Here is a 26,794-nt window from a genome sequence, read left to right on the forward strand (position 1 = left end):
CAATGAAAATAATAATAGCAGAAAAACCCTCTGTGGCAAAAAGTATAGCAGCCATAGTCGGAGCAAATAATAAAAAAGAGGGCTATATGGAAGGTAACGGATATGCCGTTACGTGGGCTTTCGGGCATTTGGTCGGACTCGCCATGCCGGAGCATTATGGTATCACAGGCTTTCAGAAAAAGAACCTGCCGATACTCCCCCAAGAATTTAAACTCTTGCCCCGACAAGTCAAAGAGGGTAAGCAGTACAGAAACGATCCCGGTGTGATGAGGCAATTAAAAGTTATCCGCGAGTTATTCCATCGTGGAGAATCTATTGTTGTGGCAACCGATGCCGGACGAGAAGGGGAACTCATATTCCGCTATATATACGAATATATAGGATGCACCCTTCCGTTCAAAAGACTTTGGATCAGTTCGCTTACTGACAGAGCTATCAAAGACGGCTTTAAGACCCTTCGCCCCGGAGCAGATTACGACAATCTGTATGCTTCAGCCAAAGCCCGCAGTACCGCTGACTGGCTCGTAGGCATCAATAGCAGTCAGGCTCTTTCGATCTCCGCAGGCTATGGCGTTTGGTCACTTGGCAGAGTACAAACCCCAACACTGGCGATTATTTGTAGTCGTTATCTGGAAAATAAAGACTTCAAGCCACAGACCTATTTTCGTTTGAAATTGCAGACAGAAAAAGAACCTATCACTTTTGCTGTTCATTCAGTAGATAAATTTGATACCAAAAGTCAGGCTGAAGAGATTGCAACGAAGGTCAAAGCTACGGGAAAGTTACTCGTTACAGCAGTAGAACGCAAGGTAGTCAAACAAGAACCACCCTTGCTGTATGATCTTACTACGCTTCAAAAGGAAGCCAACAGTAAGCACGGTTTTTCGGCAGATAAAACGTTGACAATAGCACAAAGTCTATATGAGGCGAAGAAAATTTCCTATCCCCGAACCGGAAGTCGCTATATTTCCGAGGATGTGTTGGAGGAAATACCGCACCTGATCGCTACACTTCGTTCGCACTCTCTTTTTAGGACTTATATTGATAGTCGATTTGATACCAAACTCAATACCCGTTCGGTGGACGATAAGAAAGTGACCGACCACCATGCACTGATTATCACGGAAGATCCCGCTTCGGGATTATCCAAAGATGAACAACTTATCTACGATATGATTGCCGGGCGTATGCTTGAAGCCTTTGGCGAACCTTGCATCAAAGAGAACACCACCGTATCACTCGATGCCGATGGCGTACACTTTTCCTGCAAAGGGAGCGTTACGCTCGTCCCCGGCTGGAAGGCGGTATTTGATGCTAAAGACGAGCCAAATGATGAAGAGGATTCTATCGCTTTACCTGTTCTTCTGGAGGGAGATAATCTTTCTGTTCGTGATTGCGAGATTCAAGAAAAGCAAACCAAACCTCGTCCATTGCATACGGAGGCAAGTTTGCTTAGTTCGATGGAATCCGCAGGCAAAGAGGTAGAAGATGAACAGCAGCGAGAAGCAATGAAAGAGTGCGGTATCGGAACACCTGCTACCCGTGCATCCATTATCGAAACGTTGTTTTCTCGTGAGTATATTGTGAGAGAGAAAAAATCTCTTGTTCCAACCAATAAAGGATTGGTGGTCTATCTGGCTGTAAAAGACAAGAAGATAGCCGATGTAGCCATGACAGGTCAATGGGAGGAAGCCTTAAACAAAATAGCTTCGGGAGAAATGGATGCGGCTGCATTCCATAAAGGAATAGAAATCTACACCTCACAAATTACTATGGAGCTACTTTCTACTACGATTGAACGTACAGATAGTCGCAATACTTGTCCTTGTCCTAAGTGTAAAAACGAACAGATGGTATTTTACCCCAAAGTAGTAAAATGTAAAGATGAAAGTTGTGGATTAACTGTATTTAGAACCATTGCCAAAAAAGAGTTGACAGATGGACAGTTGACCGATCTTTTGATGAACGGAAAGACTGCTTTAATTAAAGGTTTTGTGAGCGGCAAGACCGGAAGCACCTTTGATGCCATCGTAAAATTTGATGCGGACTACAAAACTGTATTTGAGTTCCCGCCACGTAAAGGTGACAGCAAAAAGAAACGTTCTTAAGTAAAGTTATAGATTCAATTTCATATTATAATTGTAATAACAGCCCTTCTTCAGTTGAATTTCACCTTCATCCAATTTTTGGAATCCTAATCGGGTATAAAAAGTGACGTTTTCCGGAAGTTGGGTTGTTAAACCAACAATATGGCATATTCGATTTATAGATTTCAATTTTTGTAAGCAATCGTCAATCATATAAGAACCAATCCCAGAGCCCTGATAGTTGGCTTTTATGGCAACCATCGACAAATAATAATAGTCATTGGTTCCGATGGCATTTGTTAGAAGCTGTTTATTGAGAGAATCCATCTTAAGCATTGTGCGTAAAGCAGAGAATCCAAAATTCATAATAAATCGGGGTAATCCGATCTTGAAATAATCGCGAAATTCAGATTTTACTCCATTGGGAGGTAATAAGCTAAATACTCCTATTATTTCCATTGAATTTTTTATTCGAACGACTTTTGTCACAGCTTGTCTTCTGTTTATCAGGAATAGATTGGTCTTAAATAACCAGAACAATCCGTCTCGCAATTTATCCTTATTTACGAAGATTGAAGCATAAGCTAGATTCGATTCAAAAGCATCTACTAAAATAGTAGCGACCTCTTCGTATTCAGATTCTTTCAATTTATCTATTCGGACATCAGGTAAAGACATGACAATTGCTTATTGATATTACGATTCAATTAATCAGACAAATTTAAATATAAGTGATTGGATACGCAATGACACCAAGAAAGAAGCGACCATTGAAATAATAATTTCACTATATTTGCCACTGAAAGGTCTTTGTTCTACGATTCGGAATAGTCGTTTAACATTGATTTTTTAGTGGTGGCATCCGGGGCTAAGCTCCGGATGCCTTTTTCTTTCCCAAACTATAAGCTAAAGAAAATGCTTTATGGTATATCATTAGGTCTAAGGCTATTGATATATCTACACTCACAAAAGCAATAACAAAAGGGTCTTCGACCCCACTAAAAAATTAATGATATGGCGACAAAAACTAAAACAACAGTTATAGAACTGTCTTATTTCCGACTATCCCTATTATCTTATCTACGTGATACACATCCCGACAAAGCAACTGACCACAACTTTATTGCTGTACGTGGTGATGCCGCAGCAGAGACGTATAGCCAAGCTATAAAAGCAGGTCATACCCATGACTATGCAGAAGAAGCCTCTTCAAAGGTCTTATACGAAGGCTTATATTTCTCCACCTACCGAACCCTTGTAACTATCCTTTGGGAAGAATTTTCCGAAGAAATACCTCCCTCACAAGCCGAAGGCATAGCAATGGAGCTATTACCCTGCCTTACGGGTACAATTCAGAAATACAGCTTGTCTGATGATTTCGCCGATACACCTGAGTACAATCAGTTTTACACGGAACTGACTGGTGAAATACAAATACTTCTCGAAAATGGCTTATAATAAAAAAGCCCATCTTCGGGATAACATCGAGGCAATACGCATTGCTTTTGCTCTCGATAAAGAGAAAAGGCAGGCTACCGATGATGAAAAAATAAAATTGGCAGCCTATTCCGGTTTTGGAGGGATAAAAGCCGTGTTGAATCCCGCCGCCAAACAGGAAGATATACAATATTGGAAAGCCTCGGAGCATGATTTGTTCCCACTTGTAACCGAATTACATCAAGTGTTACGGGAAGGAGCGAAAGATGATGCCGAATACAAACGCTCTGTAAGCTCCCTTAAAAATTCGGTGCTGACCGCTTTCTATACACCCAAGCCCGTTATTGATGCTTTGACACTCGCTCTGAATAACAGTGGCATCAAACCTCAACGTTTTCTTGAACCGAGTGCGGGAACCGGAGCGTTTATATCCTCGTTCAAAGAAACTGTTCCTGATGCAGAAGTAACAGGATTTGAAAAAGATCTGCTGACAGGCAAGATTCTCTCACACCTCCACCCAGAGGATAAAATACGGATTGAAGGTTACGAAAAAATGGAAGGACGATACTCGCAGCATTATGATGTAATCGCTTCGAACATTCCTTTCGGCGATGTTGCTGTATTTGATCCTTTACTATCCAAACATGAGATACCCGCAGTGAGCCAATCTACAAAGGCAATCCATAATTATTTTTTCACTAAAAGTGTGATGGCTGCCCGTGAGGGAGGATTGATAGCTTTTATCACTTCACAGGGAGTTCTTAATTCGGAGCAGAATAAACCGATTCGTGAACACCTGATGAATAGTTGCAATGTCGTTTCCGCCATCCGATTACCCAATAACTTGTTTACAGAGGAAGCAGGAACAGAAGTCGGAAGCGATCTGATTATCCTGCAACGTAAGAATGATAATATCCTGCCGACCCAAAGGCAGCAGGATTTTATCGAATCTCGCAAATTATCGAACGGTATATCTGTAAATAATCTGTTCAAAGACTTCGACAGGGTGATACAGACCGATGTAAAAGTAGGTACTGACCCTTACGGAAAACCTGCAATGGAATTTACTCATTCGGGAGGAGCGGAAGCCATTGCCGCCACATTGTATCGGATGCTGAATGAAGATTTTACTCAACATTTAGATGTACAGCATTATCAAAGCCATGCACAGAGTACAGTAGAACAATTGCAATTACAGGTAGCTCCCACTGCGGAAATAAGACAAACACCCAATTTAGATGAAACTCGCCTTCCCGATGACCTTAGTCCATTTTGGCAAGAAGTGGAGGATTTTCTGACACAGTCGACAGTACAACAATCCGAAACAACAAAACAAATTCAAGAGCCAAAAGGCATACAGGAAATATCCGTTTCGGATATGGTGGAATTAAGTCCCAAATCGGCTTACGAACCTATTGAAGAAGATTTAGTCCTTTTCCATCCTTTTGGAGAAGCCAGAAACCGCAAAGCATGGGCGGAACTGTCCGAACAGGGGAGAAAAGCAGTTGTAGAACCACGCATTGCCACACCAAAGGAAAAGACGAAGGCTATACCAACAATAGAAAAAAAAGATACAATCATCAAGGATGAAGCCAGCGGATTGTTTGTAAATACGAATACTGGAGAAGTAATAGAACAAAAGGAAGTACCGCCGCCTGATATGCAGCAACAGCCGATTGTTACCTTGTACGACTTGTTTGGATTTTCAGCCGAAGAACGTTCACAGATTAAACAGCCCAAGCGTTCCCGTCGCCGTATGCCCATACCACAGCCTAAAGCCAGCCAGCAAAAGGAGGTACAAGCTAAAAGTCCGACAGCAAGTACACCAACAGAAACACCCGAACAACGTGCGGGACGTTTGGAAAAGGAAAAGGCAGAACGATTAAAGCCTATTCCGATGCCAATACCCGAAACCGGATTGCCAAAACATTATAAGGATGGCTCATTAGTCACTGATGCAGATAATCGCATCGGCTACCTGCGGGATATGGACGGACATCAACCTATGTTTCATCCGTTGGAATTGCCACCGAATCAACAAAAACAGGCATCACTTTATATCGAGATACGCGATACTTACAACCATCTGTACAACAACGAAGCCGATACACTGAAAGAGAATCCCGCATTACGGCAGATGCTCAATCGCTTGTATGATGATTTTACACAAAAATTCGGAAACCTGAACGATGCGAGAAACCTCGAACTTATCAAGATGGATGTCGCAGGACGGGAAATACTTTCGTTGGAACGTTACCGAGAGGGCAAAGCGATGAAGGCTGATATCTTTGAACATCCCGTAGCTTTCAATCCCAATGAGATTTCCAAAGTAGATAATGCATACGAAGCATTGGTTTCCAGTCTCAATAAATACGGTGCAGTCAATTTGGACTACATGGTCTCTCTAACCAATAATACGCAAGAGGGAATACTTGACGAACTAAAAGGTAAAATCTATTTCAATCCTCTTGTTGGTGACTATGAGGTAGCAGATAAGTTTATATCGGGCAATGTTATCTCAAAAGCAGATGAGGTACAGAATTTTATTGACCGCAATCCCGAACATAAAACAGTCAAAGAATCTCTGACTGTTTTACAGGAAGCCATACCCAAACCGATAGCCTTCGACGATCTGGATTTCAATTTCGGTGAACGCTGGATACCTACGGGTATCTATGCCGCTTTTGCTTTACACCTCTTTGAAACGGACGTCAATATCCATTATGCACAGAGCCGAGATGAGTTTAGCATAAATTCCAATACTAAAAATGCTAAGATCAGTGATCAGTATGCTGTCAAAGGAGAAAGTCGCACCTTTGATGGTATTGCCCTGATGCGTCATGCCTTGCACGACACGACTCCCGATATTACCAAAACGGTCAGAGTCAATGGCAAGGAGACAAAGGTACGGGACGGAGAAGCGATTCAGCTTGCCAATACCAAAATAGATGAGATGCGTAACGGCTTTTCGGAATGGCTCAGAGAGCAGACTCCCGAATTTAAAGACCGACTTACCGACCTTTATAACCGTAAGTTCAATTGTTTTGTACGTCCCGAATATGACGGTTCACATCAGACTTTTCCCGGACTCGATCTAAAAGGCTTGGGTATTCCCGACTTATACAAGAGCCAGAAAGATGCCATCTGGATGCTTAAATTGAACGGTGGTGGTATAATCGACCATGAAGTGGGAGGTGGCAAAACGCTGATTATGTGTTGTGGAGCAATGGAGATGAAACGGCTCGGATTAGTGAATAAACCCCTTATCACAGGACTGAAAGCCAATGTCCATGAAATCGCCCAGACCTTTTGTACGGCATACCCTGATGCAAAGGTACTTTATCCAGGCAAGGAGGATTTTACACCGCAGAACCGCAATCGTATTTTTAATGAAATGAAAAACAACAATTGGGATGCTGTTATTTTAACACACGAACAGTTCGGGATGATACCACAATCCCCGGAGATACAGCGGGACATCTTGCAGGCAGAACTCGATAGCGTGGAGGAAAATCTTGAAGTATTGCGTTCACAGGGTAAAGAGGTATCAAGAGGGATGCTCAAAGGTTGTGAGAAACGCAAAAGCAATCTTGAAGCTAAATTGGAAGGGGTAGCCCACCAGATCGAGAATCGCAAGGATAATATGTCTGATTTTCGGATGATCGGTATAGACCACTTGTTTGTAGATGAATCTCACAAATTTAAAAATCTGACTTTTACCACCCGTCATGACCGTGTGGCAGGCTTGGGGAATACCGAAGGTTCACAAAGGGCACTCAATATGCTTTTTGCCTTGCGTACCATACAGGAACGTACAGGCAAGGATTTAGGGGCTACTTATTCGTCGGGAACAACGATCTCCAATTCATTGACCGAATTATATCTGTTATTCAAATATTTGCGTCCCAGGGAATTGGAAAGACAAGGCATCAATACCTTCGATGCTTGGGCAGCTATCTTTGCCAAGAAAACCAAAGATTACGAGTTTTCGGTTACCAACCAGATCGTGCAGAAAGAACGTTTCCGCTATTTTATCAAAGTGCCGGAACTGGCTTCTTTCTATTCCGAAATTACCGATTACCGTACCGCACAGGATATTGGTATTAATCGTCCCGAAAAGAACGAAATTCTGCACAATATACCACCCACACCCGACCAGCAGGAATTTATCGGTAAGCTGATGGAGTTCGCCAAAACGGGCAATGCCACTCTTTTGGGACGTGCACCATTATCGGAACGGGAAGAAAAAGCAAAGATGCTGATAGCAACCGACTATGCCCGAAAGATGTCTCTTGATATGCGGATGATAGATCCCGATAAGTATGGCGATCATATAGATAACAAAGCCAGCCATTGTGCCGCTTCGATAGCGGACTATTATCAAAAGTACAATGCCCAGAAAGGAACACAGTTCGTTTTCTCGGATTTGGGAACCTACAAACCGGGGCAATGGAGTCCCTATACCGAAATCAAACGTAAGTTGGTGGAAGATTACGGCATCCCTGCATCCGAGGTCAGATTTATTCAGGAAGCCACCAGCGAGAGGGCACGAAAAGCCATGATAAAGGATATGAACGAGGGTAAAATCCGTGTAATGTTCGGCTCTACCGAGATGTTGGGCACAGGCGTGAACGCCCAAAAGAGGGCGGTAGCTATTCATCATTTGGACGCACCGTGGCGTCCGTCAGATCTGGAGCAACGCGACGGGCGAGCAATACGCAAAGGCAACGAAATTGCCAAACTGTATGCTGATAATAAGGTAGATATAAAAATATATGCCGTAGAAAAATCACTCGATGCCTATAAGTTTGGCTTGCTCCACAATAAGCAGCTATTTATCAAACAGCTTAAAAACAATAATTTGGGTACTCGCACCATTGACGAGGGCAGTATGGATGAGAAAAGTGGCATGAACTTTTCTGAATATGTGGCTATCTTATCGGGGAACACCGAATTGCTGGAGAAAGCAAGGATTGAAAAGAAGATTGCTGCTTTGGACAGTGAAAAGCAGGCTTTCACTCGTGGCAAATCAGTGAGCCGATACAAGTTGGAGAATATCATGCAGACGGTTGAATCCAATAAAGGATATATTGATCGCATCTCCAAAGATGTGGAAGCCTTTAATAGTAGGGTGCAGGTTGCTCCCGATGGCACACGGCTCAATCCTGTAAAATTGGATGGGTTTCAAGCTGCCGATCCGGTTGCTATCGGCAAGAAATTGAACGAGATATCGGATAAGGCACGTACACACGGGGCACACGAGAAAATCGGCTCGTTGTATGGTTTTGATCTATTGGTAAAATCCGAAACTACGAATAAAGATGGTTTTGACTTGATACAAAACCGATTTTTCATACGTGGCGAGGGGCAGATACTTTATAACTATAATTATGGAAGTTTGGCGGCAGATCCAAAAACCGCCTCGCTTAACTTTCTGAATGCACTTGACAGTATGCCTAAACTATTGGAGAAGTATCAAACGGACACCGATAAGCGGATGCAGGATGTACCTGTTCTGAAGCAAGTCGTGGAAGGTATTTGGTCGAAAGAGAACGAATTGAAAGATTTAAAAACGGAACTTACTGCATTGGAGCGTAAGATAGAGTTATCATTGAAGCCCATCGAGCAAAGCGAGGGACAAGAAAATGTTTCTGAAAAGAATCAGGTTCAATCTCAGAATAGCCCAAAATCAACAGCGATTCAAGATGCCTCTATGCCGAATACTTTGCAAGGAGTAAAAGAAGTTATGGCGGATAGGTTCGTAATTGGATCGGTGGGTAGTAGTCCGCCACCAAAAGAAGAAAAAAGAGGCATGAAGCTCTAAATGAAGATGACCGTAGAAGAATAATTCTGCGGTCTTTTTGTTTATTCTTTTTCTACCATATCCTCATCTATATTGTCTCTAAAATGATCACGAATAAATTTCTCTACGTTTTTCTCTGTGTAAAATATCTTGTGATGGATGGTTATATAGGTCAGTTCCCCAGCCGAACGGTAACGCTGTAATGTCCGTTTGCTTACGTTCAGCATTTGGCACAGGTCTTGATTGTCTAAAAGCCGTTCGCCGTTCAGTACGTTATGTCGTCCGCTCATTATATCCATAAATTTATCCAATCGGTCGAAACGTCCCATAAATTGTTCGAACCACGCCTGCATAAAATCTTTTAGGTTGTTATCGTCGTTCATCTACTTGCTTGTTTTAATTTCTTCTGCAAGTTTAGCGGAAACGAAAACAATAAAAGTGGTATCTACCACCGCAGATACCACCATTTAGTTTGTAACATATTGATTATTAAACTTAGTGTTTTACTTATAGAATTTGTCTACTTCATTCTTATAAACGGCAAGCAGTCGCTCTAACATAGAGGAAGGATTTTTTTTACGTTCCATTGTGCGAGTTTTGCGGCTGTAAATATTTTTTGGAATCTTGACATTGAAAATAAGCTTCAGGCCTTGTATGATTTCAGAAAAACTGATTAGTTTACCGGATGCTTTACGAATCAGTTTAATATTATAAATCGCTATTGCCAGTTCTATTAGATCTGTGATTGTCCCTCCCCAGATATAATAGCCGGAGGAAGAAGGCTCTGTTGTGTTATTTGTATCGGAAGAAACAGGTTTTGGATTATACTCTATCCATTGCAAAGCAGCATTAAGGAAGGATAAACTATGGGCTATGCAACTTAGAATTGGAGCATTTTTTTTCCCGCCCCCTTATCGCTTAATGACATCTGGAATCCTTCCAATTCTAAGCGGGTATAATGTATTGTAAAATAAGCAGGAATACTTTCTTTCTCTGAGGTACAAAGAGTCGTGACTTTATGTACGAAGTCTTCATACGCTGATTCAATATCATATTTGCCAAGATTGAATGTTCCATCCATTTTCTTCAGCAGGCATAATAACTGTGTGTTTATTAATCTTTTCATATCACTCTTTTTTTTAGATTATTATTAAAAGCAAACAGGTGGCAATACCATATTTACTCAGCTTTCTGTTTCTTATTCGACGATAGCTTTCTTTCTCTGAAAATTATAAGTGCTATATCATGCTATAAACCTGCTTATTTTTTAGGCTAACCGTTTTCAATCACTATCATATAGACTTATTATGTCCAAAGTTTTATAAAGAGATAATAGCATAAATAATCATATGTAACAGCTATTATCTTGTATACTTTATAAAATATTGGCCTATGAATAATTTTAGAGTATTTTGTATATCCCAAGGAAGTTCGATATTTATCTCATATTCTACATTATTTAATGTTCCTCTGATACTTAAGACGTATTACACCATTCGGGTAAGCTTGTTGTGATGATAACTCCCAATAGTTTTCTTTCGCATTTCCCATGGACAAGGGAAAACCATGCCCCAGAGTTACCGGAATTATTATAAGGGTAAATTCATCTATCAATTCCTGTTCTGAAAATTCGGCAATTAATTCATGATCTCCTGCAAGCCAGATATCACCGCCTCCATAGGAAATGATCTCCTGTACCTGGTTCATATAGGATCTGGATGATTTCCTGTTATCAAGGATAATACGGATATCCCTTTTCGGTGGGGCTTCAAAAAAATGCCTGGATATAACATAGCAAGGAAGATTTTCGTATTTCCAACGATAATTATAACATTGAATCATCGTATAATGGCGATGACTGAAAAGAACACAATCAATTGTTCGAAGAAAATCTTTGAATCCATAATCATATTGCTTTATGTACTTTTCCGAGAAATCTATATCCCCGTTTACTTGAGCTATATAGCCATCAAGAGATATGACTGCATACATCTTTATCTTACTCATATTTTAGGTCTCTCTATTTTAATAATGTGTGTCATCAATAATATTCTCTAGATAATATGTAATTCCCTATTTGTCGTATTGATTGAAATAAGAGAAATTCTTGACTCTATATAGATATAATATTTAACTTCCAAAATTTCATTTGACTGGTCAAGCCAGATACTCTGAGACAAGTATCAGCCTGTTAAGAAAAGGATATTAGTACATCTCTTTTTATCGTTTATTTATAGGAGCGGCTTGGCTCCACATTTCTTTCAATACCAATATGATATTCCTTTTCTTTTGTCCAATACGTTATATAATCAATACTATATCTTACTCCGGAGTGATGGGTCCGGACTTTAATTTCATGGTCTCCGCATAAATCCTGCTGTTTCTGTAAATCTGTTATTAATTCGCTTATTTTCATGTTTTTATTTTTAGAAAAAGAAAAGTCTTAAATATTTGCAGACTGATAACGTCCGATAGAAATAGAATCGATAAGATCGTATCCGTTGAGAAAAAGTCCATGATCAATTCCTGATATTATCTATATTTTTTCTCTCAGCTATATATATTAGTATCTACGCAATTTTACATCCGGATTCTTGGCCATTTTTCCTGTCAGCATCCAGTATAATATCTGTCTGTCCTTCTTAAAGCGATAGAAGCCCAACGTGCAGAAACTGTCAAATGAAGGAGTATCAGTTTCCCTGGAGATCTCATAATCCACAGCAAAAATAATCCGGGATAAAATATTGTCTATATAAAAACATCCACCTCCGGGTTCTTTATTTAATCCTTCGAGATAGGCTAGGACCTCTCTCTCTGCTTTGTCGGGTACTTCAGGTTCGAAAAGTGTAAAACATGTCAGTATATCTTTCTCCAGTCGATATATACAATAAATATCCCCAAAAGGGGAATCACTTAATCCGTAAACTAAACCTTCTTTAGGGTTATAAGTCCCTTTAATTATCTGGTTCTGTAAGTTTCTTATTATCCGCTTAGCGTATCGTTCCATGTATTAGATATGTTTAATTTTTATATTGTATACTCCTTTATATATCCTTTACTTATCTGTACATTCAATTTCCTGTGCAGGTAGAAAACAAAGAAGAAATAAATAGAATAATAAGGATATCTATACTTATTATTGTCAAAATATGCCTGCAATTTTTACCCAATCATATCTTTTGAAAAACCTTTTAATCATTTAAGTTATTTTTTCATTATTTCTTCTTATTCCATTCTCTTAAAAACTTTACTCTAAGATCATATATTACAAACATATGGTTAGAAATTATTCATTACACCTTATGTTCATTTTATCGGTATAATTTATAAACCGCGCGAAATATCACATCTCACGCGGATCATCCTTAACACAAACTTTACAAAACTACATAACTGCCGATCTCAATCGGTAGCATATTTTAATTTTACTTAACTGTTTTTTCTTTAAAAAACCGCGCGAAATATCGCATCTCACACGGTTTAACAAAAACTTTTACAAAACTACACTGCTTCCGATATCTGATCGGTAGCATTTTTTATTTTCGCCATTTTTCTATTTTACAATAGAAAAAGAATGCTAGCAAGCTACTTCTACTTATATTTGTTTTGTAGCTATTAACAATGTTTTAAGACAAAATACTTAGTAATCTCTTTTTGGCATAAAGTTCCAATAGTCGATATTAGTTATTATCTCTACAGTAACCTTGCGGTCTCCTTCACGCACGATATGCGATTCGCTAACAGGAGCGTAAGATATCTTCTTACCCACACCACGCGATTTTAGTATATCGGTAGGAACACCTCTGTCTTCCAAAGCTTTTATAACAGATGCTGCACGTCTTCTAGATAAGCCGATATTATATTCAGCGCTACCTCTTGCATCAGTATATCCTGTTATCAAGTATTTTTTAGCAGTATTATTATTGAGGATATTAGCTATTTTATCCAACGTTTCATTACTCTCCGGACGAATATCTGATTTGTCAAACTCGAAGTAAATATTGTTGAATAACTCACAAAGTTCAGTAGATGGTGTTTCTACTACTGTAGCAGGTATTTCCACAATTTTCTCAATAATCTGAGGAGGAGACTGGATAATTTTCTCAACATCTACATATTGTACTAATGGTTGAGCTTTCTTGGATTTTCCACCAAGGCGCCACATCAAACGCACTGTACCCTGAGTAGAATTCGCTACATTTTTGTGAGGCATCATTAACCAGTCACCTTGTAATGCAATACCAAAACGATCGTTCAACCATGCATTTAAACCTACCCCAAATGCAACCGGAAACATTTCGTTACGATCGATACCATCTTTGTTATATAGGTTTTCGAGTACCCACGACATTTCTTCAGGTAACGTACCTTCCGATCCGGTATATTTCATATCGAAATTTTTCTTCATATAATTTACCCCTACGCGGAAAAACGGATCTACATATTTAGAGCCAAAATACTCACCTAAACGCCATTGTAAACCAGGGCCTACCATGAAAGCTGTTTTCAACTTATCCTTGCCATCCACATATTGTTCTGTGAAACTAAGATTTCCTTGTACATCCAGATAGAAATGTGTATTCAGTTCACGAGCTATGTATAGATGAGGCCCTATAATACTATGACGCAAATGCATGCCTAACTTGTAGTTATCCGTTGCTTTTTGGAAATTGGTAAAATCAATACGACTAAAATTGAATATTGATGCACCTACACCTACTTCCCAAGCTTTCTTTGTCTTTTCTTCTGGGTTTATAACTCCGGAACTTATGTCCTGCGCTACAGCAGGACATAAGGGAGACAATAAACCGAACAAAAGAATATATATTAAATAATTTTTTTTCATATTACTCTTTTTTTCATAGTTTATTAAAATGCAAAAGGTATCTTTTCTTTAGTTGCTCCAATATTGTATGGTGCTGTATATCCGCTGTCACTAAAGAATTTAAAGAACCCATAGCCGTTATTAAGAGCAGCTTCTAATTCTGATGCTTTCATCGTTATAGTTTGAGAAATGCGTCCATTCGCATTTGCTTCCACTCGGAAGATTGCGGAATACCCTACCCCTTTATATAACTGGAACTCAACATAAGAATTCGGTATAGCATCATACACATCTACAATAAATGTCACATTCGGATCCCCATCTGTATCATAATCCCATCCCGGACCTCCAGGCTGACCGTCTCCGCCGAAACCATCAGGTTTTGTGAATTTTGAGGTATAGTTGGTTTGATTGGAAACAGACAATGTTGTTGTTTTTGTCAATCCACATTCGTTTTCAGTTGTAAACGTCAATACATAAGAGCCGCTACCATATGCTATAGTATAATCTCTTTGAAAATCCATCGTTACCGAAGCACTAGCAGGTATTGTAACCTCGTACGGGAACTCAGGAGGCGTACGTCTTAGTGAACCTGATGTATTATTATTACCCCTGGTAATAGTAACTTTGAGTGGAGCAGATGTATTATTCTTTAACTCTCTCTTTATTGTTGCAATAGCAGCATTGTCATTATATCCCGATACTGTATTAAGTTGAAGTGGGGTTAGAACCTCTAACAAATTACTTCCGTTTACAGTTATTGTTTTCGTTACCGTACCGGCACCTGCTTTTTCAGATACTACGCTTATATTATAAGCAGTATATGCTCTCGGAACGATTGCCTTGTATGTTCCAGATGGACTTTCTGTTAATTCAATAGTTGTAACTGGAGATGACCCATAAGAAGCCTTTACTGTCATGCCGGATGATCCTGTAACAGACAGGCTTAAATCACAATTGTCCACTATGGCAAGTTGTGGAGTCCCAATAGTAACCGGAGCCAATGTAGGAATTGTAAACGCTCCGGTTATAGTACTACATTCTCCGTTAGCACCTTTCGCTACAACAGTAGGTTGTTGTGCTGTCGCCCCTCTTTCATAAGATCGAGCAAATACTTTTTCATTGGCAACAGCCCATCCCGAACCACTTTTTATGCCTCCTGTCTTAGTATAAACCGATTCTCCATCAATAATCAATTCTTCAGGAGCTGACAAAAAGCTTATTACAACCATGTCTTTTTGTTCATCTGGTACCTGTGTTACAGTTGCTGCACCGTCTAGCTTTACATATTTCAGAGCAGGGATAAATGCATTCTTTGTCACAGCATTACCACTTTCGGTACAAACAATAGTTAATTGGATGCTTGCATCACTACGTGGAATATTCCATGTAACTGGTGTTTGATCGTCTGTTATGTTTCCAGTCAGATTCACACCGGTTCCTGTCACCACAACAGAAGTTCCTTTCTTTCCACCTACACTTAGTTTGGCATTATAAGCTTTTTTGAGTGTTCCGTCAGCGTTTAATTCTACACATTCGTCTTGTGCTATTACACTTACTGTAATTCCATCACAATGACAATCGAATAATTCGTCTATAAACTGTTGAATAGTTTTACCTTCATTACCAGGGAGTGTTGTCCAGTATTTGTGTAATACAGAGACATCGCCACCTTGTAGCCAGATAAGGAAGTCTTCCCACGAGTTTTTAGAACAGTCGTAATTCGAGCCATCTTTGTTTTTGACTGTTCCGTCACATTTATCAACAGCTTCTTTCCATAATTCATAGGCTGATTTTCCATCTACACCATTGTCTCCATTATCACCTTTATCTCCACGTGAAGGTTTACCTGTATCTTTACCATCGATCCACCAATTACCATTGTCTCCGACAACAGGTATTACGACAGATGGCTTACCTGTATCTTTACCATCGATCCACCAATTACCATTGTCTCCAATAACTGGAGTATACCCATCTTTACCATCAGTTCCGTCTCTCCCATCAACGCCTTTTGCTGAAATATTCGTCGTAGTTCCATTAACAATCCAATAGAAATTCGGACCCGGGCCAATTTCTACAGTAGGTGTATTACCGTCTTTTCCATCTTTTCCTGTTGCCGGGACAAGAGTATTGATTTCTCCAATCCACCAGAAACCATCTTTAATATAAGGAGAGAAACCATCTTTTCCTCTGGCAGGGACCCCGGTATCTTCTCCTCCGATATACCAATTTCCATTATCCCCAATCTCAGGTGTAATGCCATTCTTACCGTCTTTACCCTGTGCCGGAATGCCAGTATCTACACCACTGATCCACCAGTTACCATTAGTACCGATAATAGGCACATCTCCGTCTTTTCCATCTTTACCTCTTAAAGAATTAAAGAATTCTTCAATGGAAGTTCCCGGATCTTTTCCATAATATTCCAACCAAAGTTCGAATGCAGACTTACCTGGATCTCCTTTATCTCCTTTCGGCCCTTGCGGAAGTATCATCTCTAATGAATTTTCGCAACTGAACATTACCGAAAGTAGAATTATAACACAAATGTTAATAAAACTCTTTTTCATAATAGTTTTTCTATAAATTAATAATGTAATAAAATATTGCTTTTTGCTTTTCATATCAAATATTTTAATTTAGACACTGCTGCTACCTTTATTATTCTTCGTGTTATTTTATAAAAAACTAGATCTAGTTTATAGATCTACAATATTTAATTTTTTTACATGTCTTTTGCTCTTTTATGCTTCAGACGAAAGAAACTCATGTCCTATCGTTTGATAAATAGTTTACTTATTTTTTATTACAACCTCTTGATTTGCTAATAGATATATATAAAGATTAAGATGACTATGTAGACTATGTAGACCTTGTTTAATTGATTGCTGAAATTCATCTTTAAGTTCAATTGTTAAAGTGTTTTACAGCAAGAAGTCTCTTTCTTTGTGGGAAAGAGACTTCTTAATCTTAATTGTGTATTCTGTTTATAGTGAAGTTTTACATTCAGAGAATATAAAACTTATAAATTTGTCTAAGAATGTGTTATATTATTTTATTACCTTATTGTCAGGCAAAATTGAGTGTGGAAAAATGTAAGCTATGATCAAAATATAGTTTCATATACTACAATCCAATATAGAAATAATTGATATTTAATAAATATCGACAATAATTATTGAATCTTAAAAAAATATAATTATCTTTGCTGCAAATATTTAAGACACAGTTGGAAAACTCTTTCCCACAAAGAAAGAGTCTTATGGGACTACCGAAGTGCAAAAGTCTTTTTGATATTTTCCTTTTCTTTTCTTACCCAATCGAACAAAACGATTCAACATATCATTTACTTCCCGATCTACTTTTGTCGTTGAAATAGACGATAAATATATTTGTGTTGTTCTTATTGATGTATGCCCCATGCATTGGCTAATAATCTCAACCGATTTTCCGGCTTCCAGCATTAATGTGGCCCAACTATGCCGCATAACATAAGTAGTTAATTTACCCGGGAGATGAAGCATTTGACCAATAATTAAAGCATGCCGATTGATTCGTCTTAATGCCGATTTCTCACATAATACAGTTTTATTATTTTTTTCTCTAAGAAAAGGAAAGATATACAAATTATTGTTTTTTTTATATCGTAACATAATTTCTTGTGCCTCTTTTGGAACAGTCAAACGAATAGACTGTCCGGTTTTACTTCGGCGGTATTCAATTTGCCAGAAATCGTTAATCATATCCCAGCTGAGGTTATATATGTCATGAAAGACCATCCCCCGGCAATATAGACTCACTAATAATATATCTAAGGATTCTCTTTGACTATCGGTTAGAGATGAACCTAATTCCGGATTTAGCAGTTTCGACAACATTTTTACGGAAAGTGCTCTTTTAGGCGTTAATCCTTTCTTCACATACAATCCAATAAATGGATTTATAATATTAAGATCGGCATATTCTTTGGTCTTAATTGTAGCGTTAAATAAGGAGCGGAGTCCTCTAAAATAGAAATCTACAGTTTGGGGTTTATCCGGATGTCTTTCATGTAACCATTCAATATATCCTCCAACCCACTCTTTATTTAACTCATACAGAGAAAAGGATTCTCTTTGTTCTCCAAGATACAGACTTAATTTATTGATAAAGCTCACATAGTTCGCAACCGTGTGATATCGACTACTCATCTTTTTATTTTCGACGATTTCCCGAAAAGCGAATAATACAGATTCCTTTTTTGAAGGAATTTTCTTTTTTTTCATATAAATAATATTTTACAATTTTAGACATACAAAGATTAGTAATTATCGTGTTCTCTAAAATAAACACCCTATCCAAGTTATATATTTATTATTGGTGCTATTATAGAGAGGTCGTCTAAACAAAAGTAATAGAAATTGTATTGGGAGATAAATGGAGATATATTATCAGACTCATAATATATTAATGTAATAAAAAAAATCTGTCATAGTTTGTCAATTCTTATCAGTAATTTTGCAGAAAAAAATGAAATGATCTGTAAAATATACAAATTATTACTTTTTACTGTTTTTTACACGAGTTGTTGTAATACTGAACATGATCAGCTAGATTATAATAGCTGTCTTGAAAAGTTAGTAATGAACTATACATCTTTAGATGAAATCTCAGCATATACTGGATTGTCTTCCAGATCTTTGATTGAAGAGAAAATAAAGAATGAGTCCGTATCTCCTGAATTAACGAAAACATTAAATGAAGTTCTTAATGTGTTTTCTAGTAATTACAATACAGGGAAAAAACATATTTCAGAACAAAAGTCAGATATAATCTATAGATTAGGGAAAAAATCAACTTATAGTATTAATGTAAATGAGCTACAGGATCAAGAGAGAATATTAAATGAGCAATTTCAAAATACAATTTATAATATAACGAGTGAATATATAATCAAAGGGGTTGAAAGTTCTTTCTCCCAAAAATATTCTTTATTGAATATTCCACAAAATATTTGGTTTCATTTTACTTCGACAGATAAAGAAGTATTATTGAACTTTGAAAATTCAATAAATAACAATATTCAGATAAAGGAAGTAGAAAATATAATTAATTCAAGAATTGAAGCATGGAGTGAAATGCTATCCCTTCAGCATCAAATCTTGGAAGACACGCTACCTCTAATGAAAAATGATTTAATTAAGTTGGATAACTATAATCAAATTCTTATAGATGATCCTATCTTTGTGGAAAGATTTAAAGCTAGAAATAAAAAAGAAATAGCTTCATTTACTGCTGATATAATAGTATCAGGTGTTTTCTCTTTATTAATATTCTTTTTTATGAATCTTTTAAGGGGGCTGAGAAGGACAGATAAAAATAAGGCTCCCAAAATTGTAACAATACCTATATCCATTATTGTATTTATTATCTGCTTTTATTTTTTTGATTATAAGAGCTTAGATGATAATCTTATAATGGAAAATATTATTTATAACAATTATTCAGATTATATGAACACACAAAATTTATATGTGTTGGAAATATTAAACAATTATATTGAATGAGTATGGGTCACAAAAAGAAAGAAGATTGGAATAGTGTATTTTTAAATATGGGAATCCCTATAGTCGTTAATATGTTATTTTATTTTTTTGTTGATCAAAATATTCTCAATAAGATAACGATCGCTACTATTTTTATCTCATTTATATATTTCATTTATGTGAGAATAAAGGAAGCTAATGGAAAAGATACAATTTTGATTTCTGTTGCTAATAGTATTAATGTTGTAGCTTATATTGTGTATCTATTTTTTCTCAAATAATTAAAATGAAAATATTAAAGATAATTCTATCACTTTTGATTTTATCAAATACTAGTTGTCAAAAAGGAGCAAAAGAAATAGTAAAAGAGGGCTCCGAATATATTGGCAAGCGGACTACAAAACAGGTATTATCAGAATCTTCTGAGAAAATGGTTGGTAAAGAGTTATTAAAAAAAACGATTAAAAAGGCAGGATTCTATCCATCAGGAGGAGCTTCTCTAAAGACAATAGAAATTTCACCAAATAAATGGATTCCTGAATTTAATAATTTAGGTGAAAATGCTTTAAAATATAGCCAAGAAATCAATGCTAAAATATTGATTGAACGAAGGAAATCAATATCTCCATATATGCAGTTTCCCACTATAGATAATTTAAAAAATCTTTCCTCTAAAGATTTAATACTCGGAGAATCAGCGAGTGGAACTATCCTTGAAAAAAATATGATAAAGAGTATGAGTCCTGAAGTTAGTAATATAGTTAATGCTTTCGGAGGAAAAGCAGCTCATCATATAGTTGAAGGAACCGATCCTTTAGCAAAGCAATCAAGAGCTATTCTTAAAAAATTTAGCATTGATATAAATAGTCCGGTGAATGGAATTTTTTTACCGACTGATAAGAATAGCATATTTAAAGGGACTTTACATAAAACTGGACATACTAGAGAATATTCTCAATATGTTTATAATCAAATAAAGTACTCTAAAAATAAGGATGAACTTATTGGAGCCTTATATAAAATAAAGTCAGAACTGTATAATGGGAAGATATCACTAGAAGGTCGATTACACTCTATCAACAAAAACGATATCAATATTTAGCTCACTGACAGCTCTTGGCAACAAGAGCTGTTATTTTTGCCATACCATTCATTATAAATCAAACTATTAAAAACAGAATGTTATGGAAAAAATTAAAGTATCCGAAGTCAGAAAAGAATTGGTTTGGAAATTCGGAAAGAATTGAATCTCTGTAAACACGAATAAAGACGAACTTTTCATTACAGTAGCACGAAATGCATTTCTTGCAAATATTCCCGTTTGTACCATCGTTGAAAAACTAAAAGAGAATTCAGAACTATCGATCTCCGAAGCTGGCTCTGCGTTTATCCTAACTTACAATGACGAGCAAAAAAGTCTGAGTATAAAAGACAACAAAGTCTATTTATTAAACATAGCAGATGATTCGGGTATCCAAATAGATATCGTATAATGGATAAGAAAAGCATAGCATGTTGGATATCCATTGTGATATGTCTCGTCTTATACTCTATTCCAGCCATATTCGCTCTTGAAAGTTTTGTAGTTTTAAAAGACTCGATAGGCTTTATCGGAGCTATACTAGCTGTGGCTATTGGCGGATTTACTCTGTTTTATATCACATATATCATTTTAAAATACATTATTTATTTTATCATCAAATAGTGTCTTATGAAAGGAATTATTACATTTATCGTATTTTGCGTAGTCCTGACAGGCGGTTCAGCAATTCTTTTTTTCATACCTATGCTTCTATTTATTCTATTAGAAGGGAGTGGTGCAACAACAGCTACAACGCCTCTTGAACTTGAATGGTATTGGATTGTAGGCATTATAATTTACTTTATACTAAGTTTAAAACTGATTTACAAAGCGAGCAAATTATTAACTAATAATATTTTTGAATTTTTCAAAATAGATTGACCGTATGAACTTTAAATATAAATTCTGCATTTGGTTAGTAGATACCTTATTGTTAAACAAACAAGGACTAGCCATTGACGAAATTAAACATAAATGGAGAATCTCTTCTTACAATCCTGATGGAGGTTTGTTAACCGAGCGAAGCTTCCATCGTTACAGAAACGAAACAGAATCACTCTTTAACATTGATATTATATGCGAGAAAAGCAATGGAGGTCTCTATAAGATATCTTCAACGGAAGAATTGGATAAAAATACTGCTATTCAATGGATGCTAAGTGGTTTACGCATTTCTAACTTGGGAGAATTATGCCAAAAACATCAGAACCTAATTTTAGAAAATGCTCCTTTGGGATTAGAGCGAATTCAGATCATAATGGATAGTATAGAGCAGAATAAATCTTTAAGTTTGACCTATAAGTCTCACTACAAAGCCTCAAAGAATTATACCTTTCAGCCTGTCTTTATCCGTCTGTTTAAGCAACGTTGGTATGTAATTGGTGCAGATATAGAACAGAGTAGGTGTACGACATTCGCTCTTGAAAGAATTCTTGACGCGTCTATTATAGAAGATCAATATAAATTACCGAAAGAATTGAAACGAACTCTTAACCCTAATACATATTTTGCTCATTGTTACGGCATAATCCGTCAGTATGATCCTATCTCAATCCGATTTAGGGCTTTCTTTCCTCAGAATTTATATCTAACAGATGTACCAATGCATGAGTCTCAGGAATTGATCAATGAAACAGAAAATTATACTGATTTCGAAATATTTGTCAGACCTACATATGATCTTAAACAAGAGTTCTTATGGAATAGAGATAAACTAGCTGTATTATCACCTGAATCATTTCGTTTAAATATGATTCAGGTTCTAGAAGCAACACTAAATGGGTATAAAACAGGAGAGAGCTTCGCTATGGATGAGTAAACCTAGACTGGTAATATCTCTAAATAAAAGATCTTTGCTATCTAATAATAGAGTTTAAGAGATATGTCCAATTGTTTTTTATTATTTACGTATTCACTTTCGTTTATATCCTTGAAAATTAAATGCTAATTCATATTAAACTCAGAATAATCGCTGAGATTCTTTCTTTATAAAGAGTGTTCTGTGATTGCTATTATGTATGTTTTATATTAAAATTGGATAATATTCTGGACGTTGTTCTGTAATTTATACATATTTTAGTCTGATAACACAATTAAAAAAGATTTTAAATTACACAAAATTGAAGAATTTTAGTTGTTAGAAATAGAACTTTTATATCTTTGCAGAAGATAAGTCGCTCTTTAATATAGTGAGGAGATTAAGTAAATCTAAGAACCAAGCTGGTTACTAAACTCAGCACCCAAAATGCAAGAATCAGAAAAACGACGTAAGTATCTGAACTACTAGTGATAACTTCACTATTCTTCCCTCCGCTGCAAGCAGTAAAAAAGCAAGATATTGTGTATTTAGGAAAGCTTTCCGTTACGAATACGTTACCTGTTTTACGCTGTGGCAAGCCATTCAAATAACGGATTTTCCTCTAACAGTAAACGATTTTGAACGTTTCTGGCAAACAAGGCAATGTTATGTTGGCTTTGTACTCTAAATCAGTTTCCTATTCGCTAATTCACAATACTTTGCATAACGTTGATTAGCTCTATAACAGTTAATTTTATAACCTGTAAAAGAGTTAATTATGCAAGAAGTAAAAGTAAGTTTCTACCTGAAACGAAATGAGGAGAAAACAGACGGAACAATTCCTATTTTGGGACGTATCCGCATCGGAAAATCAATGGTACAGTTTAGTGCCAAAGTTTATGTACCGGTATCCCTTTGGGATACTAAGTCTGGCAGAGCTATCGGGAAAAGTAAAACAGCTCTCTCTGCCAATACATCCCTGAACAAAATTAGTGTAGCCATCCATTCCGCTTATCGGGAACTTTCGCAAAAGAAAAACGGCATCTCTGCTTTGGAAGTCAAGAATGCTTTTCAAGGTATTGCATCCGAACAAGACACTCTTATCAAATACTTTGAGGCTCATAATGAGAAGTTTTTACAAAATGTAGGTGTAAACCGTGCAGAAGGAACGTATAAGCGTTTTCTAACCTCCTTGGATCACCTGAAACGTTTTATGCGAAAGAAATATAATATTTCTGACATCCCATTTCAGGCATTGACTTCTTCCTTTGTTGCCGATTATGATTACTACCTGCGTATCGAACTTGGTCTTGCTTGCGGAACAATAATCAATACAATCGTTCATCTTCGCAGAATCATCAAGATAGCGATAAACAATGGCTTGGTTCGCAAAGACCCATTTATAGATTACAAGTACATTACGGAAGAGCCTGTTCCCAAGTCACTGACTTCGGATGAGTTGGATATCTTGATAAAAGTAAAACTCTCCCGTCCGAACCTGAACTTTATCCGGGATATGTTTCTGTTTTCCTCATTTACAGGTATCGCATTCAGCGATATGCGTAATTTGACAGCGAAAAATCTATCCACAGCTGAAGATGGTATCCAATGGATTCATCTCAATCGCAAAAAGACCGGAGCACCCTGCCATATTCCATTGCTGGAAATACCTCTTCAACTCATTGAAAGATATCGAGGAATAGCTAAAGAAGGCAAATTGTTTCCGATGATCAGTTGCAGTAAAACAAACATCTACCTCAAACGAATCGCTAAGGAATGCGTTATAAACAAGCGGATTACCTTTCACATGGCTCGTCACTGCTATGCTTCGGTAGTTACTCTCTCACAGGGAGTTCCCCTTGAAACAGTTGCCGAATTACTCGGACATACCGATTGGCGATCCACCCGAATCTATGCACAAGTCAGCAATGACAAAATCGGAGAAGATATGCAATCACTGAATCAACGATTGTCGGGTAGATATGATTTTGAGAAAATTAATTCAGCAGATGTAGTAGGCTAAATTGGGGAGGAAAGAAAAATGAATGTAACGAAGAGCAAGAATAAAACCAGCACTAAAAGTGCCGTTTACAGCACCTTTGCTGTCATGTTTTATATCAATCGCCAAAAGGTAAAGAAAAACGGCATGTGTCCTTTGATGGGTAGAATATCTATCAATGCAGAAATGGCTCAGTTTGCTGCCGGGTTAGATGTCGATCCAAAACTTTGGGATGCAAAATCTTATCGCTTGACAAGTAGAAGCCGTCATGCTGCAGAAGCTAATTTTCAGATAACACAATTGACAGAAAAGATTAACCGGTATTATAAAGAAATACTTAATGAACAGGGATATATTACAGCAGAGCTGGTCAAAAATGCCGTAGGTGGTATTGGACGGAAGAAAGAAAATCTCTTGGAACTCTTTCGGGAGCATAACGAAGAGTATGCCAAACAAGTGGGAATTACCCGTTCTGCTGAAACTATGCGGAACTATATCTCGGTGTATAATCAAACTGAAAGATTTCTATGCACTCACTACAATACAAATGATATTCCATTACGACAATTAGAGTTATCCTTTATCGAAAAGTTTGATTCTTTTATGCGTATCGAACAGGGATTCACAGCACATACCGTTTCATCTTATACGATTATGCTACGAAAGATAATCCGCAGGGCAATCAGTCAGGGAATATTACACAAGAATCCTTTCGCCGGCTATATTCCCGAACAACCACCTCGTAAACGCAGGCATATGACACAGGAAGAGTTGGATAAGTTTATGAATATATCGATAGCCTCAAAACGTGTATGCCATACGCGAGATATGTTCCTGTTTGCGACCTTCACAGGTTTGTCGTATGCAGATATGCGTAATCTGTCAGAAGAAAATATCTACAGAGAAAATAACGGAAACCTCTGGCTAAAGATAAAACGACAAAAGACAGGTAGTAAATGTAATATCCCTTTGTTGGATATTTCCCTGCAAATCATGGAGAAATATAAATCGGAACGAAAAGGAAGCAAGATTTTCAATATGATCGATCTTTCTTGCATGAATGTTAATTTGAAAAAGATTGCCAAATTGTGTGGAATTGAAAGAACCATTACCTACCATCAAAGCCGACATAATTTTGGAACACTAATCACGCTCTCACAGGGAGTTCCGATGGAAACTGTCAGTCAGATGATGGGGCATAAGTGCATCAAAACCACCCAGATTTATGCCAAACTTACACGGCAGAAGCTTAATGAGGATATGAAGAAGTTAAGTAGTCGTATTGGTCAAAAATACAAACTGGAGGATTATGCTGAAAATGACGATAAAGCAAATCAATGTAAAACAGTGCAATTAAAACCAAACAATCATGGAAAATAGAAAAATCATAATATCTGACAACGGAAAAATAACCGTTTCGAGTGAAACAAAAATGAGTATTTCTGAAATTGCCGACTTGTTTGATATTTACTATCAAATGACTAAAAAACTCATTCGGGATATTGAGAAATCTGGTGTTGCCGGTGGAGACTATTCTTTGAGTTGTACAGTCGAAGGTTCGAAAATCTATCCCGATTATTATGGATTAGAGATGGTTATTGCCATTGCTTTTCGAGTACAGTCGGCAAACGCAGAGGTAATGAGGAGGTGGTTTCTTAAAAAAATATCTAAAGCAGGAATTACAGAAAGACTAATATTCCCGATTCAAAATTCAATGTTGAATTAATATCCGCCATCTATTTTCAAATCTAACTATCGGCAGGCTATTTAAACAAAAGTCTGCCGTTTTTTACGGCTTCAAGTTATTTACCGTCCAATTTAAGTTATTTCCGCTTATAGCTTCCCAGCCGTTTTGGGGGCGGAAGCTCGCAGAATAACTGATTGTCCGATAATAACTTGTAGCATAAGGGTAGCCTCTGTTCAGGCTACTTCCTAAAACTCTCTTTGTAACCATCTTGCAATAGTTTTTCAATATCAGAGGAGCGATACAGAATCTTGCCACCCAGCTTGATATATGGAATACGCCCCTCGTTACGATAGTCTTGTAAACTCCTGCGACTGATTTTCAATTTCTTCGATAGTTCTTCGTCTGTATAAAAACTCTCTCCGTGCAGTGTGGGCTTACGAACGGGGAACAATCGTTCCATTAATGAAGCTAAACGATCCAATGAAAGAAGAAATGATTTTACTCGTTCATTGTTCTCTGATGTGATTAATTGATTGCTCATGATTTTGA

Annotated in this window: 22 protein-coding genes; 11 read left to right on the forward strand and 11 right to left on the reverse strand. The window is 37.2% G+C overall.

The genetic code is table 11. The annotated features are described in order from the left end of the window. Positions 1–2: 2 nt before the first annotated feature. Entirely contained in the window at positions 3–2,108 is a 2,106-nt protein-coding gene (locus tag HMPREF9456_RS14030; protein ID WP_006844208.1) for a type IA DNA topoisomerase, read from the forward strand. A gap of 6 nt (positions 2,109–2,114) precedes the next feature. Here the strand turns inward: HMPREF9456_RS14030 and HMPREF9456_RS14035 are convergent, their stop codons facing one another. Continuing rightward, the gene (locus tag HMPREF9456_RS14035; protein ID WP_006844209.1) at positions 2,115–2,765 is read right to left on the reverse strand and encodes a GNAT family N-acetyltransferase; all 651 of its coding nucleotides are present in this window, start codon (positions 2,763–2,765) and stop codon (positions 2,115–2,117) included. A 336-nt stretch (positions 2,766–3,101) separates the two neighbouring features. Here HMPREF9456_RS14035 and HMPREF9456_RS14040 point away from each other — a divergent pair, with 336 nt between their 5' ends. Both HMPREF9456_RS14040 and HMPREF9456_RS14045 read left to right on the forward strand, forming a co-directional pair. Further along, positions 3,102–3,545 carry a DUF1896 family protein gene (locus HMPREF9456_RS14040; RefSeq protein WP_006844210.1) on the forward strand — a complete coding sequence of 148 codons (444 nt, stop codon included), beginning with the start codon at positions 3,102–3,104 and terminating at the stop codon, positions 3,543–3,545. Beyond that, on the forward strand, positions 3,535–9,348 hold the full coding sequence (locus HMPREF9456_RS14045) for an N-6 DNA methylase (RefSeq protein ID WP_006844211.1): 5,814 nt from the start codon (positions 3,535–3,537) through the stop codon (positions 9,346–9,348). The genes HMPREF9456_RS14040 and HMPREF9456_RS14045 overlap by 11 nt, the downstream gene beginning before the upstream one ends. Positions 9,349–9,389: 41 nt before the next feature. Here the strand turns inward: HMPREF9456_RS14045 and HMPREF9456_RS14050 are convergent, their stop codons facing one another. The 8 genes from HMPREF9456_RS14050 to HMPREF9456_RS14085 form a co-directional block, all read right to left on the reverse strand. Further along, positions 9,390–9,710 (reverse strand): helix-turn-helix domain-containing protein, encoded by a 321-nt coding sequence (locus HMPREF9456_RS14050; protein WP_006844212.1) that lies wholly within the window; start codon positions 9,708–9,710, stop codon positions 9,390–9,392. 120 nt (positions 9,711–9,830) lie between these two features. After that, positions 9,831–10,169 carry an RteC domain-containing protein gene (locus HMPREF9456_RS14055; protein WP_006844213.1) on the reverse strand — a complete coding sequence of 113 codons (339 nt, stop codon included), beginning with the start codon at positions 10,167–10,169 and terminating at the stop codon, positions 9,831–9,833. Positions 10,170–10,207: 38 nt separating this feature from the next. Beyond that, on the reverse strand, positions 10,208–10,453 hold the full coding sequence (locus tag HMPREF9456_RS14060) for a hypothetical protein (RefSeq protein ID WP_006798315.1): 246 nt from the start codon (positions 10,451–10,453) through the stop codon (positions 10,208–10,210). A gap of 329 nt (positions 10,454–10,782) precedes the next feature. Then, positions 10,783–11,334 carry a dihydrofolate reductase family protein gene (locus HMPREF9456_RS14065; RefSeq protein ID WP_006844214.1) on the reverse strand — a complete coding sequence of 184 codons (552 nt, stop codon included), beginning with the start codon at positions 11,332–11,334 and terminating at the stop codon, positions 10,783–10,785. Positions 11,335–11,890: 556 nt separating this feature from the next. Next, the gene (locus tag HMPREF9456_RS14070) at positions 11,891–12,334 is read right to left on the reverse strand and encodes a hypothetical protein (RefSeq protein WP_006844216.1); all 444 of its coding nucleotides are present in this window, start codon (positions 12,332–12,334) and stop codon (positions 11,891–11,893) included. Positions 12,335–12,967: 633 nt separating this feature from the next. Beyond that, on the reverse strand, positions 12,968–14,173 hold the full coding sequence (locus HMPREF9456_RS14075; protein WP_006844217.1) for an OmpA family protein: 1,206 nt from the start codon (positions 14,171–14,173) through the stop codon (positions 12,968–12,970). A gap of 23 nt (positions 14,174–14,196) precedes the next feature. Beyond that, positions 14,197–16,725 (reverse strand): collagen-like domain-containing protein, encoded by a 2,529-nt coding sequence (locus HMPREF9456_RS14080; protein WP_006844218.1) that lies wholly within the window; start codon positions 16,723–16,725, stop codon positions 14,197–14,199. A gap of 690 nt (positions 16,726–17,415) precedes the next feature. Then, positions 17,416–18,420, reverse strand: coding sequence for a tyrosine-type recombinase/integrase (locus HMPREF9456_RS14085; RefSeq protein ID WP_006844219.1), 1,005 nt, complete (start codon positions 18,418–18,420; stop codon positions 17,416–17,418). 357 nt (positions 18,421–18,777) lie between these two features. On the opposite strand from HMPREF9456_RS14085, the gene HMPREF9456_RS14090 reads away from it, so the two are divergent. The 8 genes from HMPREF9456_RS14090 to HMPREF9456_RS14125 all read left to right on the forward strand — a co-directional run bounded on the left by HMPREF9456_RS14090 (position 18,778) and on the right by HMPREF9456_RS14125 (position 26,284). Beyond that, positions 18,778–19,701 (forward strand): hypothetical protein, encoded by a 924-nt coding sequence (locus HMPREF9456_RS14090; RefSeq protein WP_018075095.1) that lies wholly within the window; start codon positions 18,778–18,780, stop codon positions 19,699–19,701. Positions 19,702–19,966: 265 nt separating this feature from the next. After that, positions 19,967–20,782 (forward strand): AHH domain-containing protein, encoded by an 816-nt coding sequence (locus tag HMPREF9456_RS14100; RefSeq protein WP_006844222.1) that lies wholly within the window; start codon positions 19,967–19,969, stop codon positions 20,780–20,782. 390 nt (positions 20,783–21,172) lie between these two features. Next, positions 21,173–21,385 (forward strand): Sec62 family protein translocation protein, encoded by a 213-nt coding sequence (locus HMPREF9456_RS17255; protein WP_026177135.1) that lies wholly within the window; start codon positions 21,173–21,175, stop codon positions 21,383–21,385. 6 nt (positions 21,386–21,391) lie between these two features. After that, a complete protein-coding gene (locus HMPREF9456_RS14105) occupies positions 21,392–21,643 on the forward strand; it encodes a hypothetical protein (RefSeq protein WP_006844223.1) in 252 nt (83 codons plus the stop codon). A 4-nt stretch (positions 21,644–21,647) separates the two neighbouring features. Beyond that, positions 21,648–22,580 (forward strand): WYL domain-containing protein, encoded by a 933-nt coding sequence (locus tag HMPREF9456_RS14110; protein WP_006844224.1) that lies wholly within the window; start codon positions 21,648–21,650, stop codon positions 22,578–22,580. 757 nt (positions 22,581–23,337) lie between these two features. Beyond that, a complete protein-coding gene (locus HMPREF9456_RS14115; RefSeq protein ID WP_006844225.1) occupies positions 23,338–24,582 on the forward strand; it encodes a site-specific integrase in 1,245 nt (414 codons plus the stop codon). Between the two features lie 18 nt (positions 24,583–24,600). After that, positions 24,601–25,938 carry a site-specific integrase gene (locus HMPREF9456_RS14120; RefSeq protein ID WP_006844226.1) on the forward strand — a complete coding sequence of 446 codons (1,338 nt, stop codon included), beginning with the start codon at positions 24,601–24,603 and terminating at the stop codon, positions 25,936–25,938. Further along, positions 25,928–26,284 (forward strand): virulence RhuM family protein, encoded by a 357-nt coding sequence (locus HMPREF9456_RS14125; protein WP_006844227.1) that lies wholly within the window; start codon positions 25,928–25,930, stop codon positions 26,282–26,284. The genes HMPREF9456_RS14120 and HMPREF9456_RS14125 overlap by 11 nt, the downstream gene beginning before the upstream one ends. Before the next feature lie 63 nt (positions 26,285–26,347). Here the strand turns inward: HMPREF9456_RS14125 and HMPREF9456_RS17260 are convergent, their stop codons facing one another. Together HMPREF9456_RS17260 and HMPREF9456_RS14130 are read right to left on the reverse strand one after the other, a co-directional pair. Then, positions 26,348–26,512 (reverse strand): hypothetical protein, encoded by a 165-nt coding sequence (locus HMPREF9456_RS17260; protein WP_157182000.1) that lies wholly within the window; start codon positions 26,510–26,512, stop codon positions 26,348–26,350. Then, on the reverse strand, positions 26,484–26,786 hold the full coding sequence (locus HMPREF9456_RS14130; protein WP_006844228.1) for a helix-turn-helix domain-containing protein: 303 nt from the start codon (positions 26,784–26,786) through the stop codon (positions 26,484–26,486). Before HMPREF9456_RS14130 ends, HMPREF9456_RS17260 begins: the two co-directional genes overlap by 29 nt. Between the last annotated feature and the right edge of the window lie 8 nt (positions 26,787–26,794).

The sequence above is a fragment of the Dysgonomonas mossii DSM 22836 genome (assembly GCF_000213575.1).
Classification (GTDB): Bacteria; Bacteroidota; Bacteroidia; order Bacteroidales; family Dysgonomonadaceae; genus Dysgonomonas; species Dysgonomonas mossii.